An 18,981-nucleotide genomic window follows, 5' to 3' on the forward strand; every position below is an offset into this window, starting at 1 on the left:
TGCGGGCCTTCCGTTCCAGTCCGCGGGGGGTACCGGACGATTCCCTTGCATGCTACGCCAGCGGCCGCCCCGTGCTCGCGACTTGTCCACAGCCTGTGGATACCGCTCCGGGCGCGCCCCGGAAACGCGGTGGGCAGGCCCGGCGTTCTGCGTGATGATCGTCCCATGGCAGACATGAACACGCAGGTGACGGACGAGACGGCGGAGCCGGGGAGCGAGGAGGCGTGGCGGCTGCGGCGGCTCACCGCCTGGCGGGAGGCCGGGCGCGTGCTGTCCCGTCTCCCCCAGGACCGCACGCTCGGCGAGCAGCTGGCCGCCCTGGCGGCGGACGCCGGGACGGTCACCGATCTCGGCCTGCCCGCGGACATCTACGGCAACGGTGTCGTCGGCGAGCTGGAGCAGCGGGTCGCCGGGCTGCTCGGCACGGAGGCCGCCGTGTTCTTCCCGACCGGGACGATGGCGCAGCAGGTCGCGCTGCGCTGCTGGGCCGCCCGCACCGGCAACCCCGTCGTGGCGCTGCATCCGCTCGCCCATCCGGAGGTGCACGAGAGCGGCGCCCTGGGGACGGTGAGCGGGCTGCGCACGGTCCACCCGACGACGGACCCGAGGCTGCCGACCGCCGACGAGGTCCGCGACTTTCCGGAGCCGTTCGGCACCCTGATGCTGGAGCTGCCCCTGCGCGACGCCGGTTTCCTGCTGCCCACCTGGGAGGAGCTGGAGGCCGTGGTGGCCGCCGCGCGCGAGCGGGACGCCGTCGTCCACTTCGACGGGGCCCGGCTGTGGGAGTGCGCCACGCGCTTCGGGCGCGGGCTGCCGGAGATCGCCGCGCTCGCGGACAGCGTGTACGTGTCGTTCTACAAGTCCCTGGGCGGGATCTCCGGGGCCGTGCTCGCCGGTTCAGCCTCGCTGGTCGAGGAGGCCCGCCTCTGGCGGCACCGGTACGGCGGTCAGCTCTTCCAGCAGTTCCCGGCGGCGGTCGCGGCGCTGGCCGGGCTCGACCGGGAGCTGCTGAAGCTGCCGTCGTACGTGGCGCACGCGAAGGTGGTGGCCGGGGCGCTGGCCGAGGGCTTCGAGGCGGGCGGCGCGGGCTGGTTCCGGGTGCATCCCGAGGTGCCGCACACCCACCAGTTCCAGGTGTGGCTGCCGTACGACGCGGAGGTGCTGACCGAGGCGTCGGTGCGGCAGGCGGAGGAGACGGGCACGGTGCTCTTCCGCCGCTGGTTCACCCCGGACGCGGGGGCGCCGGGAACGGCGTTCACCGAGGTCACGGTGGCGGAGGCCGGGCTGGAGTGGAGCGCGGACGACGTACGGGACGCGGTGGCCGCGTTCCTGGAGCGGGTGAAAGGCACCATGGACCGGTGAGCGTCACCATCGGCATCGCGGGGCTCGACCCCGACCGCATCGTCTTCCGGACCTCCCCGCTCGTGGAGCTGGGCGTCGCCCTGCACGCCCTCTCCGAGCCGGGCCACCACCCGGGCCTGCACGGCTGGACGACGGCCACCGCCACGGCCCTGGAGCCCGATCTCGCCGACCGGCTGCATGAGGCCGAGTTCCTGTGGCGGAACACCTTCTCGGACATCTTCATGCCGTCCGCCGGGGTGATCGGGGGCGACGGCATGCCGGGCGACAGCCTCGCCGCCGAGCTGGACATCCTGGACCGTCTGGACGACGACCGGTTCGTCTCGGCCGCCCTGGAGTTCACCTGCGCCGCCTTCTACGGGACCGGCGCGGCCTCCCCGCTGCGCAACGCCGACGCGCGCGGCCGGGCACTGGACATGGCGGCGGCGCGCGGCCCGCGCCAGGTGGACTTCACCGAGCGGCTGCTGGGCGACCCCGCTCCCGTACGCCGTTGGCTGCGCCGCCTGTTCGAGGACTGCGACCAGGCGTTCTTCGCGGACACCTGGGAGCGGACGCGCATCCAGCTGGTGGCGGACGCACGGCACAAGACGGATCTGCTGCGGCGCAAGGGGCTCGCCGAGGCGATACGGGCGGTCTCGCCGGCGCTCTCGCTCGACGCGGACGGCGGCCGGATCAGCGTCGACAAGCTGGCCGAGGGGGCGACCACCGCGACGGACCCCGCCGTCGGCCCCGGGCTCACGCTGATCCCGACCAGTTTCGGCTGGCCGCATCTGATGGTGCTGCACGCCCCGGGCTGGCGTCCGGTGATCCACTACCCGGTGCACCGGCCGGAGCTGCCCGCGCCCGCCTCGGTGGAGCTGCTCCAGCTGCGGATGGAGGCGCTGGCGCACCCGATGCGGATGCGGCTGTGCCGGAACATCGCGCGGTCCCCGTACACCACCGGTGAGCTCGCCGACACGAACGGGATCACCGCGCCCGAGGTCTCGCGCCATCTGGCGGTGCTCAAGAAGGCCGGTCTGGTCACGACCCGGCGCCGGGGCCGGTACGTCCTGCACCAGCTGGACCTGACGGTGGTGGCCCGGCTCGGCAGCGACTTCCTGGAAGGGATTCTCCGCTAAGGCTTTCAGCCCGCGCCGCCGCCGGCGCGGACCAGCCCGGTCTCGTACGCCAGGACGACGACCTGCACCCGGTCGCGCAGGGACAGCTTGGTCAGGATGCGGCCGACATGCGTCTTCACGGTCGCCTCGGAGAGCACCAGGCGCCCCGCGATCTCGCCGTTCGACAGGCCCTGGGCGACGAGCAGCATCACCTCGCGCTCGCGTTCGGTGAGCTTGGCGATGTCCTTGTGCTGCGGTTCCGGGGTGCCGCTGGGCAGCATCGGCGAGAACCGGTCGAGGAGCCGGCGGGTGGTGGACGGGGCGACGACCGCGTCCCCGCTGTGCACGGAGCGGATCGCGGCGAGCAGTTCGCCCGGCGGCACGTCCTTCAGCATGAAGCCGCTGGCCCCGGCCTTCAGCCCGGAGAACGCGTACTCGTCCAGGTCGAACGTCGTCAGGATCAGCACCTTCGGCGGCTCGGGCTGCGCGCAGATGCGGCGGGTGGCCTCGACGCCGTCCAGCCTCGGCATGCGGACGTCCATCAGCACCACGTCCACGGCGGTGGCCCGCAGGATGTCGATCGCCTCCGCGCCGTCACCGGCCTCGGCGACCACCTCCATGTCGGGCTGGGCGGCGAGCACCATGCGGAAGCCGGTGCGCAGCAGCACCTGGTCGTCGACGAGCATCACGCGGATCGCCATGGGGGCTGTTCTCTCCTCGTTCGTTCAGCGGTCGGCGGCCTTGAGGGGCAGCAGCGCGCTGATCCGGAATCCTCCGCCGGGGCGCGGCCCGGCGTCCAGTGTGCCGCCGACCATGCCGACCCGTTCCCGCATGCCGATCATGCCGTGGCCGGCGCCGTCGGCGCCCCCGTCCTCGTACAGCTCGTGCGCGGCACCCCGCCCGTCGTCCTCGACCAGCAGGCCGAGCCCGTCGTCGAAGTAGACCAGCCGCACACTGGCCCCGGCGTGCGGGCCGCCGTGCTTGCGGGTGTTGGTCAGGGCCTCCTGCACGATGCGGTACGCGGTCAGCTCGACGCCGCTCGGCAGCGGGCGGGCGGTCCCCTCGACCTTGAAGTCCACCGCCAGGCCGGCCTTGCGGACCTGGTCGATCAGGTCCTCGATCTGCTCGACGTCGGGCTGCGGGACGTACTCCCCGCTCTCCTCCGCGTCACCCGTCCGCAACACCCCGAGCAGCCGCCGCATCTCCGCGAGCGCCTGGCGGCCGGTGCTGGAGATGGTCTCCAGCGCCTGCCGGGCCTGGTCGGGCGCCGCGTCCATGACGTAGGCGGCGCCGTCGGCCTGCACCACCATCACGGAGACGTTGTGCGCGACGACGTCGTGCAGTTCGCGGGCGATACGGGCCCGCTCGGCGGCCACCGCGACCTTCGACTGGGCCTCGCGCTCCCGCTCCAGGCGGGCCGCCCGCTCCTCCAGCTGGTCGAAGTAGGCCCGCCGGGTCCGCATCGAGTCGCCGAGCACCCAGGCCAGCACGAAGGGCACCGTCAGCACGGCGACGAGGAACAGCGTCTGCGCCCAGTTGCGCGGGGTGCCCTCCTCGTTGGGCCAGCGGAGCTGGGACAGCGTGGCGGCGGTCAGGCTGCACGCCAGGGCGAGCCGCGAGGCCCAGCGCTCACCGACGGTGGCGACGGTGAAGGTGATGACGAGCATCGCGAAGTTCGCGACGTTCGGCCGGACTCCGCAGATCAGCTGGACCACGCCCATCGCGATGGCGAGCAGCAGCATCTTCTCCGGCGCGCGGCGCCGCAGCGCGACGACGAGGCAGAGGCCGAGGACGACCGGCACGATCGCGATCCGTTCGAGACGGCCGCCGTGCCCGACGTCGCCCACCACGATGGTCATGCCGGAGAGCCCGAGGAGGAAGACAGCCCAGAAGCTGTCGACGCCCGTCGGGTGTCTGCGGATGAAATCGTAGAGGCGCTGCACGTAACCCAGCGTAAAGAAGGCCGAGGGCCGCCGGGTCAACCGGAGGGCCGATCCGGGTCCCCGGACCGTACTCCCCAAGGTGGAGACTGGGCCCGTGACGGATGAGTGGCGCGGGTGGCAGGAGGCGGCGGAGACCGCTCTCTACGGCGACGAGGGTTTCTACCGGCGCCCCGAGGGCCCCGCGGGCCACTTCCGTACCTCGGTGCACGCGTCCCCCCTCTTCGCCACCGCCGTCGCCCGCCTCCTGGTCCGCACGGCGGCGGACCTCGGCACCGCGCACGTGGACCTGGTCGACATGGGCGCCGGGCGCGGGGAACTCGTCACCGGCGTCCTCGCCGCGCTCCCGGCCGAGGGCGGCGCGGACCTCGTGGTGCGCGCGTACGCGGTGGAGCTCGCCGCCCGCCCCGAGGGCCTGGACCCCCGGGTGGAGTGGTGCGCGGCGCCGCCGCCCGGTGCGCGCGGGCTGCTCTTCGCCAACGAGTGGCTGGACAATGTGCCGCTCCCCGTCGCGGAGACCGACGCCGAGGGCGTCGAACGGTACGTCGAGGTCCGCACCAGTGACGGCGCGGAGCGGCTGGGCGCTCCGGTGACCGGGGCGGACGCGGAGTGGCTGCGCCGCTGGTGGCCCTCGGCGGGCCCGGGCAGCCGGGCGGAGATCGGCCGCCCGCGCGACGAGGCGTGGGCGGCGGCGGTGTCCTCCCTGTCCGCCGGGCTCGCGGTGGCGGTGGATTACGCGCACGTACGCGGGGAACGCCCGCCCTTCGGCACGCTCACCGGCTTCCGCGCGGGCCGCGAGGTCCGGCCCGTGCCGGACGGGAGCTGCGACCTGACGGCCCACGTGGCGCTGGACGCGTGCGCGGCGGCCGCCCCGGACGCGACCGTACGCACCCAACGCGAGGCCCTGTCCGCCCTGGGCATCACGGGCGAACGCCCGCCCCTGACCTTGGCGTCGACCAACCCGAAGGCGTACCTCCACGCCCTGTCCACGGCAGGCGAGGCAGCAGAACTGACGGCGAGGGGCGGCCTGGGCGACTTCGGCTGGCTGGAGCACAGAAGATTCTGAGCCCCTCCGGCGATTGAGGAGCGGGGTCCGGGGCGGAGCCCCGAGCAACGGCGCGGCACGCGATACTGACCCCATGACGGAGACGACCATCGGCATCGGCGGCGCAGCCGAAAGCACCGACATGGTGCTCAACATCGGCCCCCAGCACCCCTCCACCCACGGCGTGCTCCGCCTCCGCATCGTCCTGGACGGCGAGCGCATCCAGCACGCCGAACCGGTCGTCGGCTATATGCACCGAGGCGCGGAGAAGCTGTTCGAGGCCCGCGACTACCGCCAGATCATCATGCTCGCCAACCGCCACGACTGGCTCTCCGCGTTCTCGAACGAGCTGGGCGTCGTGATGGCCGTGGAGCGGATGCTCGGCATGGAGGTCCCGGAGCGCGCGGTCTGGACCCGCACCCTGCTCGCCGAGTTGAACCGGGTCCTCAACCACCTGATGTTCCTCGGCTCGTACCCGCTGGAACTCGGCGGGATCACCCCCGTGTTCCACGCGTTCCGGGAGCGCGAGGAGCTCCAGGCGGTGATGGAGGAGGTCTCCGGCGGCCGCATGCACTACATGTTCAACCGGGTCGGCGGCCTCAAGGAGGACCTGCCGGCGGGCTGGCTCGGCCGCGCCCGGGACGCCGTCGCCTCGGTGCGCTCGCGGATGGACGTGTACGACGGACTGGTCCTCGGCAACGAGATCTTCCGGGCCCGCACCCGGGGCGTCGGCGTGCTGTCGGCCGAGGCGGTGCACGCGTACGGGGTGTCCGGGCCGATCGCCCGCGCCTCGGGCGTCGACTTCGACCTGCGGCGCGACGAGCCGTATCTCGCGTACGGGGAACTGGCGGAGACGCTGAAGGTCGTCACCCGGACCGAGGGCGACTGCCTGGCCCGGTTCGAATGCCTGCTGGAGCAGACGCACAACGCCCTGGACCTCGCGGACGCCTGCCTGGACCGGATGGCCGACCTCGCACCGGGGCCCGTCAACCAGCGGCTGCCGAAGGTCCTCAAGGCCCCCGAGGGCCACACGTACGCCTGGACCGAGAATCCGCTCGGCGTCAACGGCTACTACCTGGTGTCCAAGGGCGAGAAGACCCCGTACCGGCTGAAGCTGCGCTCCGCGTCCTTCAACAACATCCAGGCGCTCACCGAACTGCTGCCGGGCACGCTGGTCGCCGACATGGTGGCGATCCTGGGCTCGCTGTTCTTCGTCGTCGGCGACATCGACAAGTAGGGCGCCGGCGCCACCTACCGGGCGCCGCCGCTCTACGAGATCGCGCTGCGCAGCTCCGCGACGTCCAGTTGCTCCGTCTCGTCATGCGCGGTGAGGTCGATGACCTTGCCGACGGCGCGGTCCCCCGGCGCGTCCGGGCGGTGCGCGGCGAGGACCTCCTCGCCGACCACGTCGGCCAGGTCCTCGTTCTGCACGGACTCTATGGCGGCGCGCTCGGCCGCGGCGGGCGCGGCCTTCTGCGTACCGAAGAAGTCGAAGTTGCCCTGCGGCACCGGATGGCGGCGGGACGCCGCGTACGGGACGACCGCGCTGGCGGCCGGGACCGGGCGCATGGCGGGCGGCTGGACGGCGGGCCGGGTGGCGGGCAGGGCGGCCTGCGCCTGCTTCTCCGCCCGGGCGCGCTCCGCGAGATCCCGCTGCGCCTCGTCGGCGATCCGGCGGGCCTTCTGGAGCGCCGCGTTGCGCGGGAGGTCGGCCAGCGCCCGGGCGGCGCGGGCGTAGGAGTCCGGGGTGGGCGTGGAGCGGGCGGGGGGCAGGGCGCGGGCGGGCGCGGACGCCTCGATCGCGAGCTGCCGCCGGCTCTCCAGGACGCTGGCGCGCTCGGTCTCCGCGTTGGCGTACCGCCGCAGCAGCGCGGCGTGTTCGCCCCGGAGGCCGGCCAGCTCGACGCGCTTGCGGCGCAGCTTCGTCTCCAGGCGGGCGCGGATCTCCCGCGCCTCCTCCAGGTCCGCTTCGAGCTCCGCCGCGCGCTCCTCGGCGCGCCACTCGTCGCTCGCGCGGGCGCGGGTCAGCTCGGCGACGCGACGGCCCGCCTCGCGGTCCCAGCCGCGCATGAGGACCGCGCCGGTGACGGCGGCCGCAGCCGCGGCCGCGACCAGCGCGCGCAGGACCATGGTTTCGGTCGGCAGCCAGGCTCCCGCCGCACAGGCCACCGCCGCTCCGGCGACGGCCGAAGGCGGAAGGATTCTGTGCAGTGGTGGCGAATGGCGATGGCGTCCACGGGGCATGGCCCGAAATTTACCGTGTGCGCGGCGTACTTGGGGAGCCGCCCGGCAATCTGTGCCCGGCAAGTTACCCGGCGGCTCCCGCGGCCCGTTCTCCGGGCGCCTCCCCGGGGGCCTTTCTACTTCTTGATCAGTCCCTTCGACTGAAGGTATTCGCGGGCCACATCGGCCGGCTTGGCGCGCTCGGCGTCGACCTTGCGGTTCAGTTGTGCGAGGTCCTCGGTGGTGAGTGCGCCGGTGAGCTTGCCGAGGGCGTCGGCTATCTCCTGGTCGCCCGCGTCCTTCGCGTTCAGGACGGGCAGCACGTTGTCCGCGTTCTGGAGCTTCTTGTCGTCGTCCAGGAACACCAGGTCGTAGGTGTCGAGCACGGCGTCGGTGGTGGTGGTCAGGACGAGCTGGTCCTTGCCGTCCTTCACCGCCTGCTTGGACTGCGGGGTGCCGACGCCCTTGGGGTCGATTCCGGTGACGTCGATGCCGTACGTCTTCTTGAGCCCGGGTGCGCAGAAGGGCCGCACCTCGCACTCGTCGCCCGCCGCGACCTTGACGCCGATCTTCGCCGCGCCGAGATCCGAAAGGGTCTTCAGCTTGTGCTTGTCGGCGAATTCCTTGGTCACCGCGAACGCGTTCTGGTCGACGGCCTTCCCCGCCGGAAGGACCTTCAGTCCGCGCGGCTCGGCGAGCTTCTTCAGGGCGGCGACGGTCGCCGCCGTGTCACCCGAGGCGACCGGCTTCGACTCGGCGGCCTTCGCCCCGTTCACCTTCGCGTTGAGGAATTCCGCGATCGTCGCCGCGTATTCCGGAACGACGTCGATCTCGCCCTTCTCCAGGGAGGGTTCGTACAGTTCGCGGTTCTTCACGGTGGTGACCGAGGTGCTGTATCCGGCGTCCTTGAGGACCTGCGCGTACAGCTCGGCGAGCACCTTGGACTCGGTGAAGGCGGCGGCGCCGACGACCAGCGAGCCCTTCTTGCCGGAGTCCTGGCCCCCGGCCGGGGCGCCCTTGTCCTTCTCCAGGCTGTCCCCGCCGCACGCGGCGAGCGAGCCCGCCAGCGCGAGGATGCCGATGACGGCGCCGGCGACGCGTGAGGTGCTGGTCATGTTCTTCTCCGTCCACGGCGGCGAGGCCGTATGTGACAAGTGGTGCCTATGCGACAGGATTTACGGGTGGGGCGAGTCGGTTCCCTATGCGGTCCGGCGGCGGCGCAGCGGGGACAGCAGGCGGTCGACGGCCACCAGGACCGCTTCCACCAGCAGGGCGAGCACGGCGACCAGCAGGGCCCCCGCCACCACCTGCGCGGTGTCGTACGTGTTGAAACCGGCGGTGATGATGCGGCCGAGGCCGCCCTGGCCGACCATGGCCGCGATGGTCGCCGTGGCCACGACCTGGACGGCGGCCGACCGCAGCCCGGTCATGATCAGCGGGTAGGCGAGGGGGAGCTCGACGCGCAGGAAGAGCTGGCCGCCCGACATACCCATCCCGCGCGCCGCCTCCGCGACCGAGCGGTCCACCTCGGTCATCCCCACGTAGGCGTTGGTCAGCAGCGGCGGCACGGCGAACAGCACCAGGGCGATGATCGTCGGTATGTACCCCGCGTTGCGCAGGGGCGAGACCATGAAGAGGGCCAGCACCGCGAAGACGGGCACCGCGCGCCCCACGTTGGCCAGGTTGACCGCGAGGGCGCCGCCCTTCCTGATGTGGCCCAGGTACAGCGCGAGGGGCAGGGCGATGGCGCAGGCCAGGGCGAGCGCCACACCGCTGACGTACAGGTGCTCGCTCAGCCGGTGGGCGGCCCCGCTCTCCCCGGACCAGTTGGCACCGGTGGTGAGCCAGGTCCAGGCGTCCCCTAGAACTCCCATGTCAGACCGCCTCCGCCTTCGCCGGGCCGGGCGCGGCGGCGGCACGTATACGTGTCCAGGGCGTCAGCAGCCGCTGGAGACCGAGCAGCAGCAGGTCCGCCACGACCGCGAGCAGGACGCAGAGCACCGAGGCGGCCAGCACCTGGGCCTTGAAGAAGCTCGGCAGCGCGTCCTCGATGAGATTGCCGAGACCGCCGCGGCCGACGATGGAACCGACCGTGGTCAGCGCGATCGTGGACACCGTGGCGATCCGTATCCCCGCCATCAGCGCGGGCAGCGCGAGCGGCAGCTCCACCTCCCACAGCAGGCGGACCGGCCCGTAGCCCATGCCGTGCGCGGCCTCCTTCGCCTCCTCGGGCACCGCTTCCAGGCCCGCCAGGATGTTGCGTACGAGGATGGTCAGCGAATACAGCACCAGACCGGTCACCACCAGGGCGGCGGAGAGCCCGAACAAGGGCAGCAGGAGCGAGAACATCGCGAGCGACGGCACGGTGTAGAGCACCGTCGTCAGCCCGAGGACCGGTCCGGCGAATCCGCGGCCCCTGCGTGCGAGGAGCGCCAGCGGGAAGGCGACGGCCACACCGATCGCGACCGAGACGGCGGTGATCCAGATGTGCTGGACGGTGGCGTCCGTCAACTCCTGGCTCCGGGAACGGAGATACTCCCCGCAGATCCAGTCGTTCGTCACCAGGCAGTTCTGTCCGGCCATCCGTTCCCCCACCTCCCGTTCGCCTTCTCGTACTGATGTCCGGCGAGCCTATCCTCGACCACTGACAATCGCCGGAGCCGTTGTGTTCCAGCAACATGTCCTTCACAGAACACCCGCGACAATGGGGAACCATGATCCGTTTCGAGCACGTCACCAAGCGGTATGCGGACGGCACCACCGCCGTCGACGGCCTTTCCTTCGAGGTCGCCGAGGGTGAACTGGTCACGCTCGTCGGACCGTCGGGATGCGGCAAGACGACCACCATGAAGATGGTGAACCGGCTGATCGAACCGACCGAGGGCCGGATATTCCTCGACGGGGACGACATATCCGCCATCGACCCCGTCCAGTTGCGCCGCCGCATCGGCTATGTGATCCAGCAAGTGGGCCTCTTTCCGCACAGGACGGTCCTGGAGAACACCGCCACCGTTCCCCATCTCCTCGGGTGGAAACGCCAAAAGGGCCGCGCCCGCGCCGCCGAACTCCTCGACCTCGTCGGACTCGACCCTTCCGTTTATGGCGACCGCTATCCGGAACAGCTCTCCGGCGGTCAGCGCCAACGCGTCGGGGTGGCCCGGGCACTGGCCGCCGACCCGCCGGTCCTGCTGATGGACGAGCCGTTCGGCGCGGTCGACCCCGTGGTCCGCGAGCACCTTCAGAACGAATTCCTGAAGCTTCAGGAACAGGTCCGCAAAACCGTGCTGTTCGTCACGCACGACATCGAGGAAGCGGTCCGCCTCGGCGACCGCATCGCCGTCTACGGGCAGGGCTCGATCGAGCAGTTCGACACCCCCGCGACCGTGCTCGGCGCCCCCGCCAACGCCTATGTCGCCGACTTCGTGGGCGCCGACCGGGGCCTCAAGCGGCTCTCGGTCACCCCCGTCGAGGAGAGCGACCTCGACCGCCCGCCCGTCGTCCACCTGGACGACCCGCTCTCCACCGCGACCGAACGCCTCCGCGCGGAGGGCGCCCGCTGGGCCGTCGTCCTGGACGGCGACGAGCATCTGCACGGCTGGATCGCCGCCGACGACACGCGTACCGGCGCCAAGGGCACCGTCCGCGACCACGCCCGCCGCATGGAGGCGTGGCTTCCGCTCGGCGCCCCGCTCAAACAGGCATTCGCCACCATGCTCCAGCACGACGCGGGCTGGATCGCCGTCATCGACGAGGCGGGCGAGGGCCGCTTCCTGGGCGTGCTCACCCCGGCCCGGCTGCACGAGGCGCTGCGCCGCTCGGTCGGCGCGGACGGCCGCGCGGTGCCCCGTGCGGAGGTGACGGTCGAAAGCGTCACCGGCGTGGCGGAGACGGCGGCGGGCTGAGACGCCGGGCAGGTCTCAGCTCTCGCTCAGCCGGCTGCTCAGCCACTCCAGCGCCGCCGGGATCTCCCGGCGCCAGGTGTTGAAGTTGTGCCCGCCGCTGTCCAGCACGATCGAGGAGACCTGCGCCGGCCGCTTCACCTTGGCCACGAACCTCTGCGTGTCGGCGTAGTTCGCCTCGCCGTACCGCGAGGTCGTCACCAGGAACGAGGAGTCCGGCTGCGGCCGGCTGTCCAGCGTCCACAGCAGGTCGGCCCGGTGCCGCGCCGCCTCGTCACCGCGGAAGAGGTCGCCCGTCGTCGGGTCCTCGGCCGCCTTGTAATACGCGGAGAGCCCCGCGCTCGCGGCGTACCGGCCCGGGTGGTGCAGCCCGATCTTCAACGCGCAGTAGCCGCCCGTCGAGTTGCCGATGATGCCCCAGTTCCGGGCCCGCTTCCCGACCCGGTACCCGGCCGACACCGCCCGGGGCACGTCGTCCGCGAAGAACGTCTCCGTCTTCGGACCGCCCTTTATGTCCACGCACTCGGTGTCCCGGGGCGGCGCCACCGTCGGACGCAGCATCACCAGGACCATCGGCTGCGCCCGTCCGGCTTTCACCCGTTCGTGTGCCGTGCGCGGATAGCGCAGCCCCTTGATCAGGTTCTCCGAGGTGCCCGGGTAGCCGGTCAGCACCACCACCGCCGGGAACTTCCGCCGGGCGAACGCCGGCTGGAAGTACTCCGGCGGCAGATAGACGTACGCCGAACTCTCGATGCCCGAGTGCTTCCCCGCGATCACGACCTTGTCGATCCGGCCGCCCACCCTCGGCAGCGCCCCGCCCGGCACGTCCGGCCGCTGCGAGCCCACCCGCACGATGTTCTTCGCGGCCAGCGTCCCGGCGGCGTGGTCCGTGACCACGCCCATGTCCTGCTTGCGGCCGAACAGATCGGCCCAGGAGCCGTAGAAGAGGAAGCTGTTGTTGGCCAGCAGGCCGACCGTGGCGAACACCGCCACCTGGGTCGCGAGCAGCATGCCCACCCGGCCGGCCACCGCGGGCGCACTGCGCCGGGCGAGCCTCGGCCAGCACCAGACGGTGACGGTGAACAGCACGACGGCCACCACGATCGCCAGGATCAGCAGTGGCTTGCCCGTAAGGCCCATGACCGGTGAACTTTCTGTCAGGAAATTTCCGGGCAGCGGGTGAACCCACGGCCCGGAAGGATCGTCCTAGAAGTCGCACATCGTCCGCTGGGCTCCGGCCGCCGGACTCCAGGAAATCTCTCGCGGAACCACGGGAAGCGATGTCTGTCACGCTAGATGGGGATAAATCAGGATCGGTTCCGGTTCGCGCACGTGCGTTCGTGCGCGGCCCCCGGCCGGAAGCCGTGCCCGCGCTCGTCGGCACCGCCTGCACCGCCGTCGGACTGATCGACGTCGCCGCCGGGGTGTTCCCGCGCTTCCGGCACAGCCGCATGCACAGTCTGGCCGAGGTCCTTCCCGGGGCCCTCGGCCCGTTCGCGGCCGCGCTCTCGCTCAGCGCCGGGGTCCTGCTGCTGCTCCTGGCCCACGGCCTCAAGCGCCACAAGCGCCGCGCCTGGCGGGCCGCCGTCGTCCTGCTCCCGGCGGGCGCGCTGGCCCAGTTCAGCTACCGGCACTCGGTTCTCGGCGCCCTGGTCTCGCTGACGCTGTGCTACCTGCTGGTACGTCACCGGCGCGAGTTCGCCGCCCTGCCCGACCCGCGCAGCCGGTGGCGGGCCCTGGCCAACTTCGTGCTGCTCGGCGCCGGTTCGCTCGGCCTCGGCCTGGTCATCGTCAGCGCCCACCCGCGCCGCCTGGTCGGCAGCCCCAGCATCGCCGACCGCCTCCAGCACGTGCTGTACGGCCTGGTCGGCTTCGAGGGGCCCGTCGACTACTCCGGGGACACCTCCTGGACCGTTGGCTGCTCGCTCGGCGCCCTCGGCCTGCTGACCGCCGTCACCACCATCTACCTGGCCTTCCGCCCCGAACACCCGGCCGCCCGGCTCACCGAGGACGACGAGGCCCGGCTGCGCGCCCTGCTGGCACGGCACGGCGGGCGCGACTCGCTCGGGCACTTCGCGCTCCGCCGCGACAAGGCCGTCGTCTTCTCGCCCAGCGGCAAGGCCGCCGTCTGCTACCGCGTGGTCTCCGGCGTGATGCTCGCCAGCGGGGACCCGATCGGTGACGTGGAGGCGTGGCCCGGCGCGATCGAACGCTTCATGGACGAGGCGCGGGCGCACTCCTGGGCCCCCGCCGTCATGGGGTGCGGCGAGACGGGCGGCGAGGTCTGGACCCGCGAGACCGGACTCACCGCCCTGGAGCTGGGCGACGAGGCGGTGGTGGACGTCGCGGATTTCTCCCTCGCCGGACGCGCGATGCGCAACGTACGCCAGATGGTGAAGCGCATTGAGCGCAACGGCTACGAGACCCGCGTCCGGCGCGTGGCCGACATCGGCGAGGCAGAACTCGCCCGCATCCGCCGGGCCGCCGGCGACTGGCGCGGCACCGACACCGAACGCGGCTTCTCCATGGCGCTCGGCCGGATCGGCGACACCGCCGACCTGGACTGCTTCGTCGCCACCGCCCACAAGGCGGACGAGCAGAGCGCCGGCTCCCCGTACGGCGACCTGAAGGCCGTGCTCCACTTCGTGCCCTGGGGCAGCGACGGGATGTCCCTCGACCTGATGCGCCGCGACCGCTCCGCCGACCCCGGCATGAACGAGCTGCTGATCGTCGCCTCGCTCCAGGCCGCGCCCCGGCTCGGCGTCAGCCGGGTCTCGCTGAACTTCGCGATGTTCCGCTCCGCGCTCGCCCGGGGCGAGAAGCTGGGCGCGGGACCCGTCCTGCGGGTCTGGCGCGGGCTGCTGATCTTCCTCTCGCGGTGGTTCCAGATCGAGTCGCTGTACAAGTTCAACGCGAAGTTCCGGCCGCGCTGGGAGCCCCGCTTCGTGGTCTACCGCACCGCCCGCGACCTGCCCCGCATCTCCTTCGCCGCGATGCAGGCCGAGGGCTTCGTGCACCTGGCGCTCCCCCGCCCCCTCCGGTTCGCCCCGCGCCGCCCGTGCGCCCACGCGCGGCCCCAGGCGGGCGAGCAGGACGCCCGTACGGCGTAGCGCCTCGCCGTACGGGCCCCAGGGCCTGCCTTCAAGCTCCCCTCTGCCGTGCGACGCCTGGCACGCACTCTCGCTGCACCGGCCGAGATCCCTAGTACGTCCAGTACGAGGGATCGCGGCCGGTGCAGCGAGGAGTGGGGTCTCCCCTGTTCGAGCGAAGCCGAGAACTTGGGGATGCACCAGACGCCGCGCGGCCGCCCTCCGGGCGACGAGGGGAGCTTGAAGGCAGGCCCTAGGCTGGTCGTATGAGTACGTTGCGTCGAACGGTCCAGGGTCTGCCGGAGTGGGACCGCTGCGCGGTCATGGGGGTCGTCAACGTGACCCCCGACTCCTTCTCCGACGGGGGCCGCTGGTTCGACACCACGAGGGCCGTCAAGCACGGCCTGGACCTGGTCGCCGAGGGCGCCGACCTCGTGGACGTGGGCGGCGAGTCCACCCGCCCCGGCGCCAGCAGGGTGGACGAGTCCGAGGAGCTGCGCCGGGTGGTCCCGGTCGTCCGGGGCCTGGCGTCGGAGGGCGTCACGGTCTCCGTCGACACCATGCGTGCCCGGGTCGCCGAGCAGGCCATCGCCGCCGGCGCGGTCCTCGTCAACGACGTCAGCGGCGGCCAGGCCGATCCGGACATGGTCCCCGTGGTCGCCGCCGCCGGCGCCCCGTTCGTCGTCATGCACTGGCGCGGCTTCAGCGAGTCGATGAACAGCCGGGCGGTGTACGGGGACGTGGTCGGCGAGGTCACCGACGAGCTGCGCGCCCGGATGGACGCGGTGGTGGCCGGTGGCATCGCCCCGGAACGCCTCGTGATCGACCCCGGGCTCGGCTTCGCCAAGGACGCCCCGCACGACCTGGCGCTGCTGGCCGGGCTGGACGCGCTGCACGCCCTCGGCCGCCCCCTGCTGGTCGCCGCGTCCCGCAAGCGGTTCCTGGGCCATGTCCTGGCCCGCGAGGGCGCCGCCCCGCCGCCCGCCCGCGAGCGCGACGCCGCCACGGCCGCCGTCTCCGCCCTCTCCGCCCGGGCCGGCGCCTGGGCGGTCCGCGTCCACGAGGTACGGGCCACCGCCGACGCCGTCCGGGTCGCCCGCGCGATCGAGGGAGCCGCGTGACCGGGGCGGACGACGAGGCGACCGGCCCGGGCGACGAGGCGACCGGGCCTGGCGAGGGGGTGACCCCGGGCGACGAGCACGCGGGCGCCGCCGCCGACATCGCGGCCGTCGAGCAGGCCAACACCGCGTACTACGAGGCCGTGGAGCGCGGTGACCTGGACGCGCTGACGGCCGCCTGGCTGCCGGACGAGGAGCTGACGGTCTCCTGCGTCCACCCGGGCTGGCCGGTGCTCAGCGGGCGGCGCGAGGTGCTGCGCAGCTACGCGCTGATCATGGCGAACACCGAGTACATCCAGTTCTTCCTGACCGACGTCGACGTCTCCATGACCGACGACACCGCGCTGGTGACCTGCACCGAGAACATCCTCAGCGGCGGCCCCGCCGAGGAGGGTGCCTCGCTCGGCCCCCTCGTCGGGCAGCTCGTCGTCGCCACGAATGTGTTCCGCCGCACTCCGGACGGCTGGAAGCTCTGGTCGCACCACGGTTCGCCCGTACTGGCCGAAACCGGCGAAGAAGAGGACGAAGACCCCACACCCTGAGCCGGCCCGGCCCTCTTTCGGGCAGGAAAGCCGGTCCGGGGTGATTGGCCCCGGCCACTTCGGGGTATCAGCGGCTATCTGTTCCGCGCCCGCAGGCCCGGCCCCCACGGGGGAGGGCTGTCGGTGCTCGCAGGTAGATTCGAAATCGGGCACCCGGCCGCCCGCACGCGGCCCGGTGCCCCCGGACCAACGACAGCAGGAGTGATTCGCGTGGATCGTGTCGCGCTGCGCGGCCTCAAGGCCCGCGGGCACCATGGCGTCTTCCCCCGGGAACGGGAAGAGGGACAGACGTTCATCGTGGACCTGGTGCTCGGCCTCGACACCCGCCCCGCGGCAGCCACCGACGACCTGACGAAGACCGTGCACTACGGCGTGGTCGCGGAGGAGGTCGTCGCCGTGGTCCAGGGCGAGCCGGTCGACCTGATCGAGACGCTCGCCGAGCGCATCGCCCAACAGTGCCTCAAGCACGACGGCGTCGAGGAGGTGGAGGTCGTGGTGCACAAGCCGGACGCGCCCATCACCGTCCCGTTCGACGACGTCACCATCACCATCACCCGGAGCCGAGCATGACTGCATTTTCCACCGAAGGGCAGAGCGACCCGACCGTACAGCCGGTGCCCGCCTCCGTGGTCGAGCAGGTGGACGCCGCGGACATCACCCTTTCCAACCCCAAAATGGCCGTGCTCTCGCTCGGCGCCAACCTGGGCAACCGCCTGGAGACGCTCCAGGGCGCCATCGACGCCCTGGAGGACACCCCCGGCCTCCGGGTCAAGGCGGTCTCCCCGGTGTACGAGACGGAGCCCTGGGGCGTCGACCCCGGCTCCCAGCCCTCGTACTTCAACGCGGTGATCGTCGTGAAGACGACGCTGCCCCCGTCCTCGCTCCTGGAGCGCGGCCAGGCCATCGAGGAAGCCTTCGAACGGGTCCGCGAGGAGCGCTGGGGTCCGCGCACCATCGACGTCGACATCGTGTCGTACGCGGATGTCGTCTCCGACGACCCCGTGCTCACCCTGCCCCACCCCCGGGCCCGCGAGCGCGCCTTCGTCCTCGCCCCCTGGCACGACGTGGACCCCGAGGCCCAGCTGCCCGGCGCGGGCCCGGTCGCCGATCTGCTGACCGGTGTCGGGCGCGACGGTGTGCTCCCCCGGGCCGACCTGGAACTCCGGCTGCCCGAGTAGTCGTTAGGCTCACAGAACACAGCACGAAGGACACGACGGACACAGGCGGCGAAGGGCGGCTCACGGGGTGAAGCAACTACGGCTCGGAGTCCTGGCCGGCCTCTTCGCCGCCGCCGGAGTCCTCTCCTGGGGCGCCGCCCGCCTCTGGGACTCCTTGGGCACGCTGCCGAGCGTCCCGCTCTTCGCGCCCATCGTCCTGGCGCTGATCGCCGTCGTCCTGCTGGCCACGGCGCTGTCCCTCCGCGCCCGCCTGCGCGCCCAGCGCGAGCGCCGCCCGGACGCGAAGGGTGTCGAGCCCATGATGGCCGCCCGCGCCCTGGTCTTCGCGCAGGCGAGCGCCCTGGTCGTCGCCCTGGTCTCCGGCATGTACGGCGGCACGGCCGTCTTCCTGCTCGGCTCCCTGGACAACCCACCCCGCCGCGACCAGGCCATCTACGCCGCCTTCGCGGTCCTGGCCGGCCTCGCGGTCATCGCCGCCGCCCTCTTCCTGGAGCACATCTGCAAGCTCCCGGACGACAAGGACGACAACAAGCCGGACGCGGCGGCGGCGTAGCGCCGGCCTCCCGGACGCCCGTCACCAAGCCTGGCGGGCAAGGTGCCCGTTGACCAGGAAGGTCGGAAACGGGTCGAGCCGGTAGTCGTAGAACGTGAACGGTTTGCCCGCCGCGGGGCGCTCACGCACTTCGAGCACTTCCACCCATGCTGCCTCCTTGGGCTGAACAGCATGCCGCTCGGGCCTGAACGTCCCACGTGCGGGCCAATTGTCGACAACCACCAGGTGGGAGGCGTTCGCCCCCTGCAGCCTCGGAGTGAACCTCGCTCCGATCACCTGCGCCAACTCGGTCAGGAAGCCGACGTTGGCGCTGACGAGGACGCGTCCGGCCCAGGTCTTGCTCCGGCAGCCGTCACCGTCGGCGTATCCGTCAAGGAAGCCGTCGAACACGTCCCTGTCCCTGAGAACCACACGGGGAAAGCGTTGCCTCATATGGTGGGCATCGCCCCCGACGTACTGGCGCAGGGCATCCGCAAGGTACGAGGAAACCACTCGCACGCGGAACCCTGGAACATCCCGCCCGAGATAGCCAGACGGGCGTGTCACGGCCTCCAGCCGGGCACGCAACCCTGTGGCCGCGCTCAGGCACCGGGCGTACTCGGCTGCGAACGCCTCGTCGTTCACCACGAGCGAGACGTAGTTCGTACCCACCGTTCCGTCGGCACACGTCGCGCCGACGAAGTAGCCGAATTCGTACCCGGGCCTGATGGTCAGCCTCTCCCGGCACAGCTTCCTGGCGTGTGCCCAGGCCAGCACTGTCCCGGCCGAGTCCCGGGCGTGCACCCAGCCGTCAGGGGTCCCGAGCAGTTGGTCCGGGGCCACGGTGAACGTCGTGTGGCTGGTCCTCACGTCCACCGCGGCACGCCCCTTGACAGCGCTCACGGCGACGACGTCGGTCGGAACCGTACGGTCGCCGTCCAATGTCCACAACCGCGAAC

19 protein-coding genes are annotated in these 18,981 nt (G+C 72.1%); 11 read left to right on the plus strand and 8 right to left on the minus strand.

Annotated features, from left to right (window positions below; all coding sequences use genetic code 11):
- Nucleotides 1–165 precede the first annotated feature (165 nt).
- Both ACIQZN_RS31850 and ACIQZN_RS31855 read left to right on the plus strand, forming a co-directional pair.
- Nucleotides 166–1,362 (plus strand): threonine aldolase family protein, encoded by a 1,197-nt coding sequence (locus ACIQZN_RS31850; protein WP_404001387.1) that lies wholly within the window; start codon nt 166–168, stop codon nt 1,360–1,362.
- Nucleotides 1,359–2,477, plus strand: a complete 1,119-nt coding sequence (locus ACIQZN_RS31855; RefSeq protein WP_404001390.1) for a DUF5937 family protein — start codon at nt 1,359–1,361, stop codon at nt 2,475–2,477. The genes ACIQZN_RS31850 and ACIQZN_RS31855 overlap by 4 nt, the downstream gene beginning before the upstream one ends.
- 5 nt (nt 2,478–2,482) lie before the next feature.
- Here ACIQZN_RS31855 and ACIQZN_RS31860 read toward each other — a convergent pair whose 3' ends face one another.
- The gene (locus ACIQZN_RS31860) at nt 2,483–3,157 is read right to left on the minus strand and encodes a response regulator (RefSeq protein WP_404001393.1); all 675 of its coding nucleotides are present in this window, start codon (nt 3,155–3,157) and stop codon (nt 2,483–2,485) included.
- Nucleotides 3,158–3,181: 24 nt separating this feature from the next.
- Nucleotides 3,182–4,399: a sensor histidine kinase gene (locus tag ACIQZN_RS31865; RefSeq protein WP_404001396.1), complete on the minus strand. Its 1,218-nt coding sequence runs from the start codon at nt 4,397–4,399 to the stop codon at nt 3,182–3,184.
- A gap of 94 nt (nt 4,400–4,493) precedes the next feature.
- Here ACIQZN_RS31865 and ACIQZN_RS31870 point away from each other — a divergent pair, with 94 nt between their 5' ends.
- Both ACIQZN_RS31870 and ACIQZN_RS31875 read left to right on the plus strand, forming a co-directional pair.
- Nucleotides 4,494–5,462 (plus strand): SAM-dependent methyltransferase, encoded by a 969-nt coding sequence (locus tag ACIQZN_RS31870; RefSeq protein ID WP_404001400.1) that lies wholly within the window; start codon nt 4,494–4,496, stop codon nt 5,460–5,462.
- Between the two features lie 73 nt (nt 5,463–5,535).
- Entirely contained in the window at nt 5,536–6,678 is a 1,143-nt protein-coding gene (locus ACIQZN_RS31875) for an NADH-quinone oxidoreductase subunit D (RefSeq protein ID WP_404001403.1), read from the plus strand.
- Nucleotides 6,679–6,710: 32 nt separating this feature from the next.
- On the opposite strand, the gene ACIQZN_RS31880 is transcribed toward ACIQZN_RS31875, so the two are convergent.
- The 4 genes from ACIQZN_RS31880 to ACIQZN_RS31895 form a co-directional block, all read right to left on the minus strand.
- Nucleotides 6,711–7,571: a hypothetical protein gene (locus ACIQZN_RS31880; protein ID WP_404001589.1), complete on the minus strand. Its 861-nt coding sequence runs from the start codon at nt 7,569–7,571 to the stop codon at nt 6,711–6,713.
- Between the two features lie 230 nt (nt 7,572–7,801).
- Nucleotides 7,802–8,779 carry an ABC transporter substrate-binding protein gene (locus tag ACIQZN_RS31885; RefSeq protein WP_404001406.1) on the minus strand — a complete coding sequence of 326 codons (978 nt, stop codon included), beginning with the start codon at nt 8,777–8,779 and terminating at the stop codon, nt 7,802–7,804.
- A gap of 84 nt (nt 8,780–8,863) precedes the next feature.
- The gene (locus tag ACIQZN_RS31890; protein ID WP_164628367.1) at nt 8,864–9,538 is read right to left on the minus strand and encodes an ABC transporter permease; all 675 of its coding nucleotides are present in this window, start codon (nt 9,536–9,538) and stop codon (nt 8,864–8,866) included.
- Between the two features lies 1 nt (nt 9,539).
- Entirely contained in the window at nt 9,540–10,247 is a 708-nt protein-coding gene (locus tag ACIQZN_RS31895; protein WP_404001410.1) for an ABC transporter permease, read from the minus strand.
- Nucleotides 10,248–10,378: 131 nt separating this feature from the next.
- On the opposite strand from ACIQZN_RS31895, the gene ACIQZN_RS31900 reads away from it, so the two are divergent.
- Entirely contained in the window at nt 10,379–11,566 is a 1,188-nt protein-coding gene (locus tag ACIQZN_RS31900; RefSeq protein WP_404001413.1) for a betaine/proline/choline family ABC transporter ATP-binding protein, read from the plus strand.
- A 15-nt stretch (nt 11,567–11,581) separates the two neighbouring features.
- On the opposite strand, the gene ACIQZN_RS31905 is transcribed toward ACIQZN_RS31900, so the two are convergent.
- Nucleotides 11,582–12,703: an alpha/beta hydrolase gene (locus ACIQZN_RS31905; protein ID WP_404001416.1), complete on the minus strand. Its 1,122-nt coding sequence runs from the start codon at nt 12,701–12,703 to the stop codon at nt 11,582–11,584.
- 140 nt (nt 12,704–12,843) lie between these two features.
- Here ACIQZN_RS31905 and ACIQZN_RS31910 point away from each other — a divergent pair, with 140 nt between their 5' ends.
- The 6 genes from ACIQZN_RS31910 to ACIQZN_RS31935 all read left to right on the plus strand — a co-directional run bounded on the left by ACIQZN_RS31910 (nt 12,844) and on the right by ACIQZN_RS31935 (nt 18,043).
- Nucleotides 12,844–14,673 carry a phosphatidylglycerol lysyltransferase domain-containing protein gene (locus tag ACIQZN_RS31910; RefSeq protein WP_404001419.1) on the plus strand — a complete coding sequence of 610 codons (1,830 nt, stop codon included), beginning with the start codon at nt 12,844–12,846 and terminating at the stop codon, nt 14,671–14,673.
- A gap of 302 nt (nt 14,674–14,975) precedes the next feature.
- Nucleotides 14,976–15,773 (plus strand): dihydropteroate synthase, encoded by a 798-nt coding sequence (folP, locus tag ACIQZN_RS31915; RefSeq protein ID WP_404001592.1) that lies wholly within the window; start codon nt 14,976–14,978, stop codon nt 15,771–15,773.
- A gap of 59 nt (nt 15,774–15,832) precedes the next feature.
- The gene (locus ACIQZN_RS31920) at nt 15,833–16,312 is read left to right on the plus strand and encodes a nuclear transport factor 2 family protein (protein WP_404001595.1); all 480 of its coding nucleotides are present in this window, start codon (nt 15,833–15,835) and stop codon (nt 16,310–16,312) included.
- Nucleotides 16,313–16,522: 210 nt separating this feature from the next.
- The gene (folB, locus tag ACIQZN_RS31925; protein WP_073966343.1) at nt 16,523–16,882 is read left to right on the plus strand and encodes a dihydroneopterin aldolase; all 360 of its coding nucleotides are present in this window, start codon (nt 16,523–16,525) and stop codon (nt 16,880–16,882) included.
- On the plus strand, nt 16,879–17,490 hold the full coding sequence (gene folK, locus ACIQZN_RS31930) for a 2-amino-4-hydroxy-6-hydroxymethyldihydropteridine diphosphokinase (RefSeq protein WP_026171402.1): 612 nt from the start codon (nt 16,879–16,881) through the stop codon (nt 17,488–17,490). Before folB ends, folK begins: the two co-directional genes overlap by 4 nt.
- A gap of 67 nt (nt 17,491–17,557) precedes the next feature.
- Nucleotides 17,558–18,043 (plus strand): DUF3180 domain-containing protein, encoded by a 486-nt coding sequence (locus ACIQZN_RS31935; RefSeq protein WP_404001423.1) that lies wholly within the window; start codon nt 17,558–17,560, stop codon nt 18,041–18,043.
- A gap of 21 nt (nt 18,044–18,064) precedes the next feature.
- On the opposite strand, the gene ACIQZN_RS31940 is transcribed toward ACIQZN_RS31935, so the two are convergent.
- Nucleotides 18,065–18,964, minus strand: a complete 900-nt coding sequence (locus ACIQZN_RS31940; protein WP_404001426.1) for a hypothetical protein — start codon at nt 18,962–18,964, stop codon at nt 18,065–18,067.
- Nucleotides 18,965–18,981: the final 17 nt, after the last annotated feature.

Source organism: Streptomyces sp. NPDC097595 (assembly GCF_044761525.1).
Taxonomy (GTDB): domain Bacteria; phylum Actinomycetota; class Actinomycetes; order Streptomycetales; family Streptomycetaceae; genus Streptomyces; species Streptomyces drozdowiczii_A.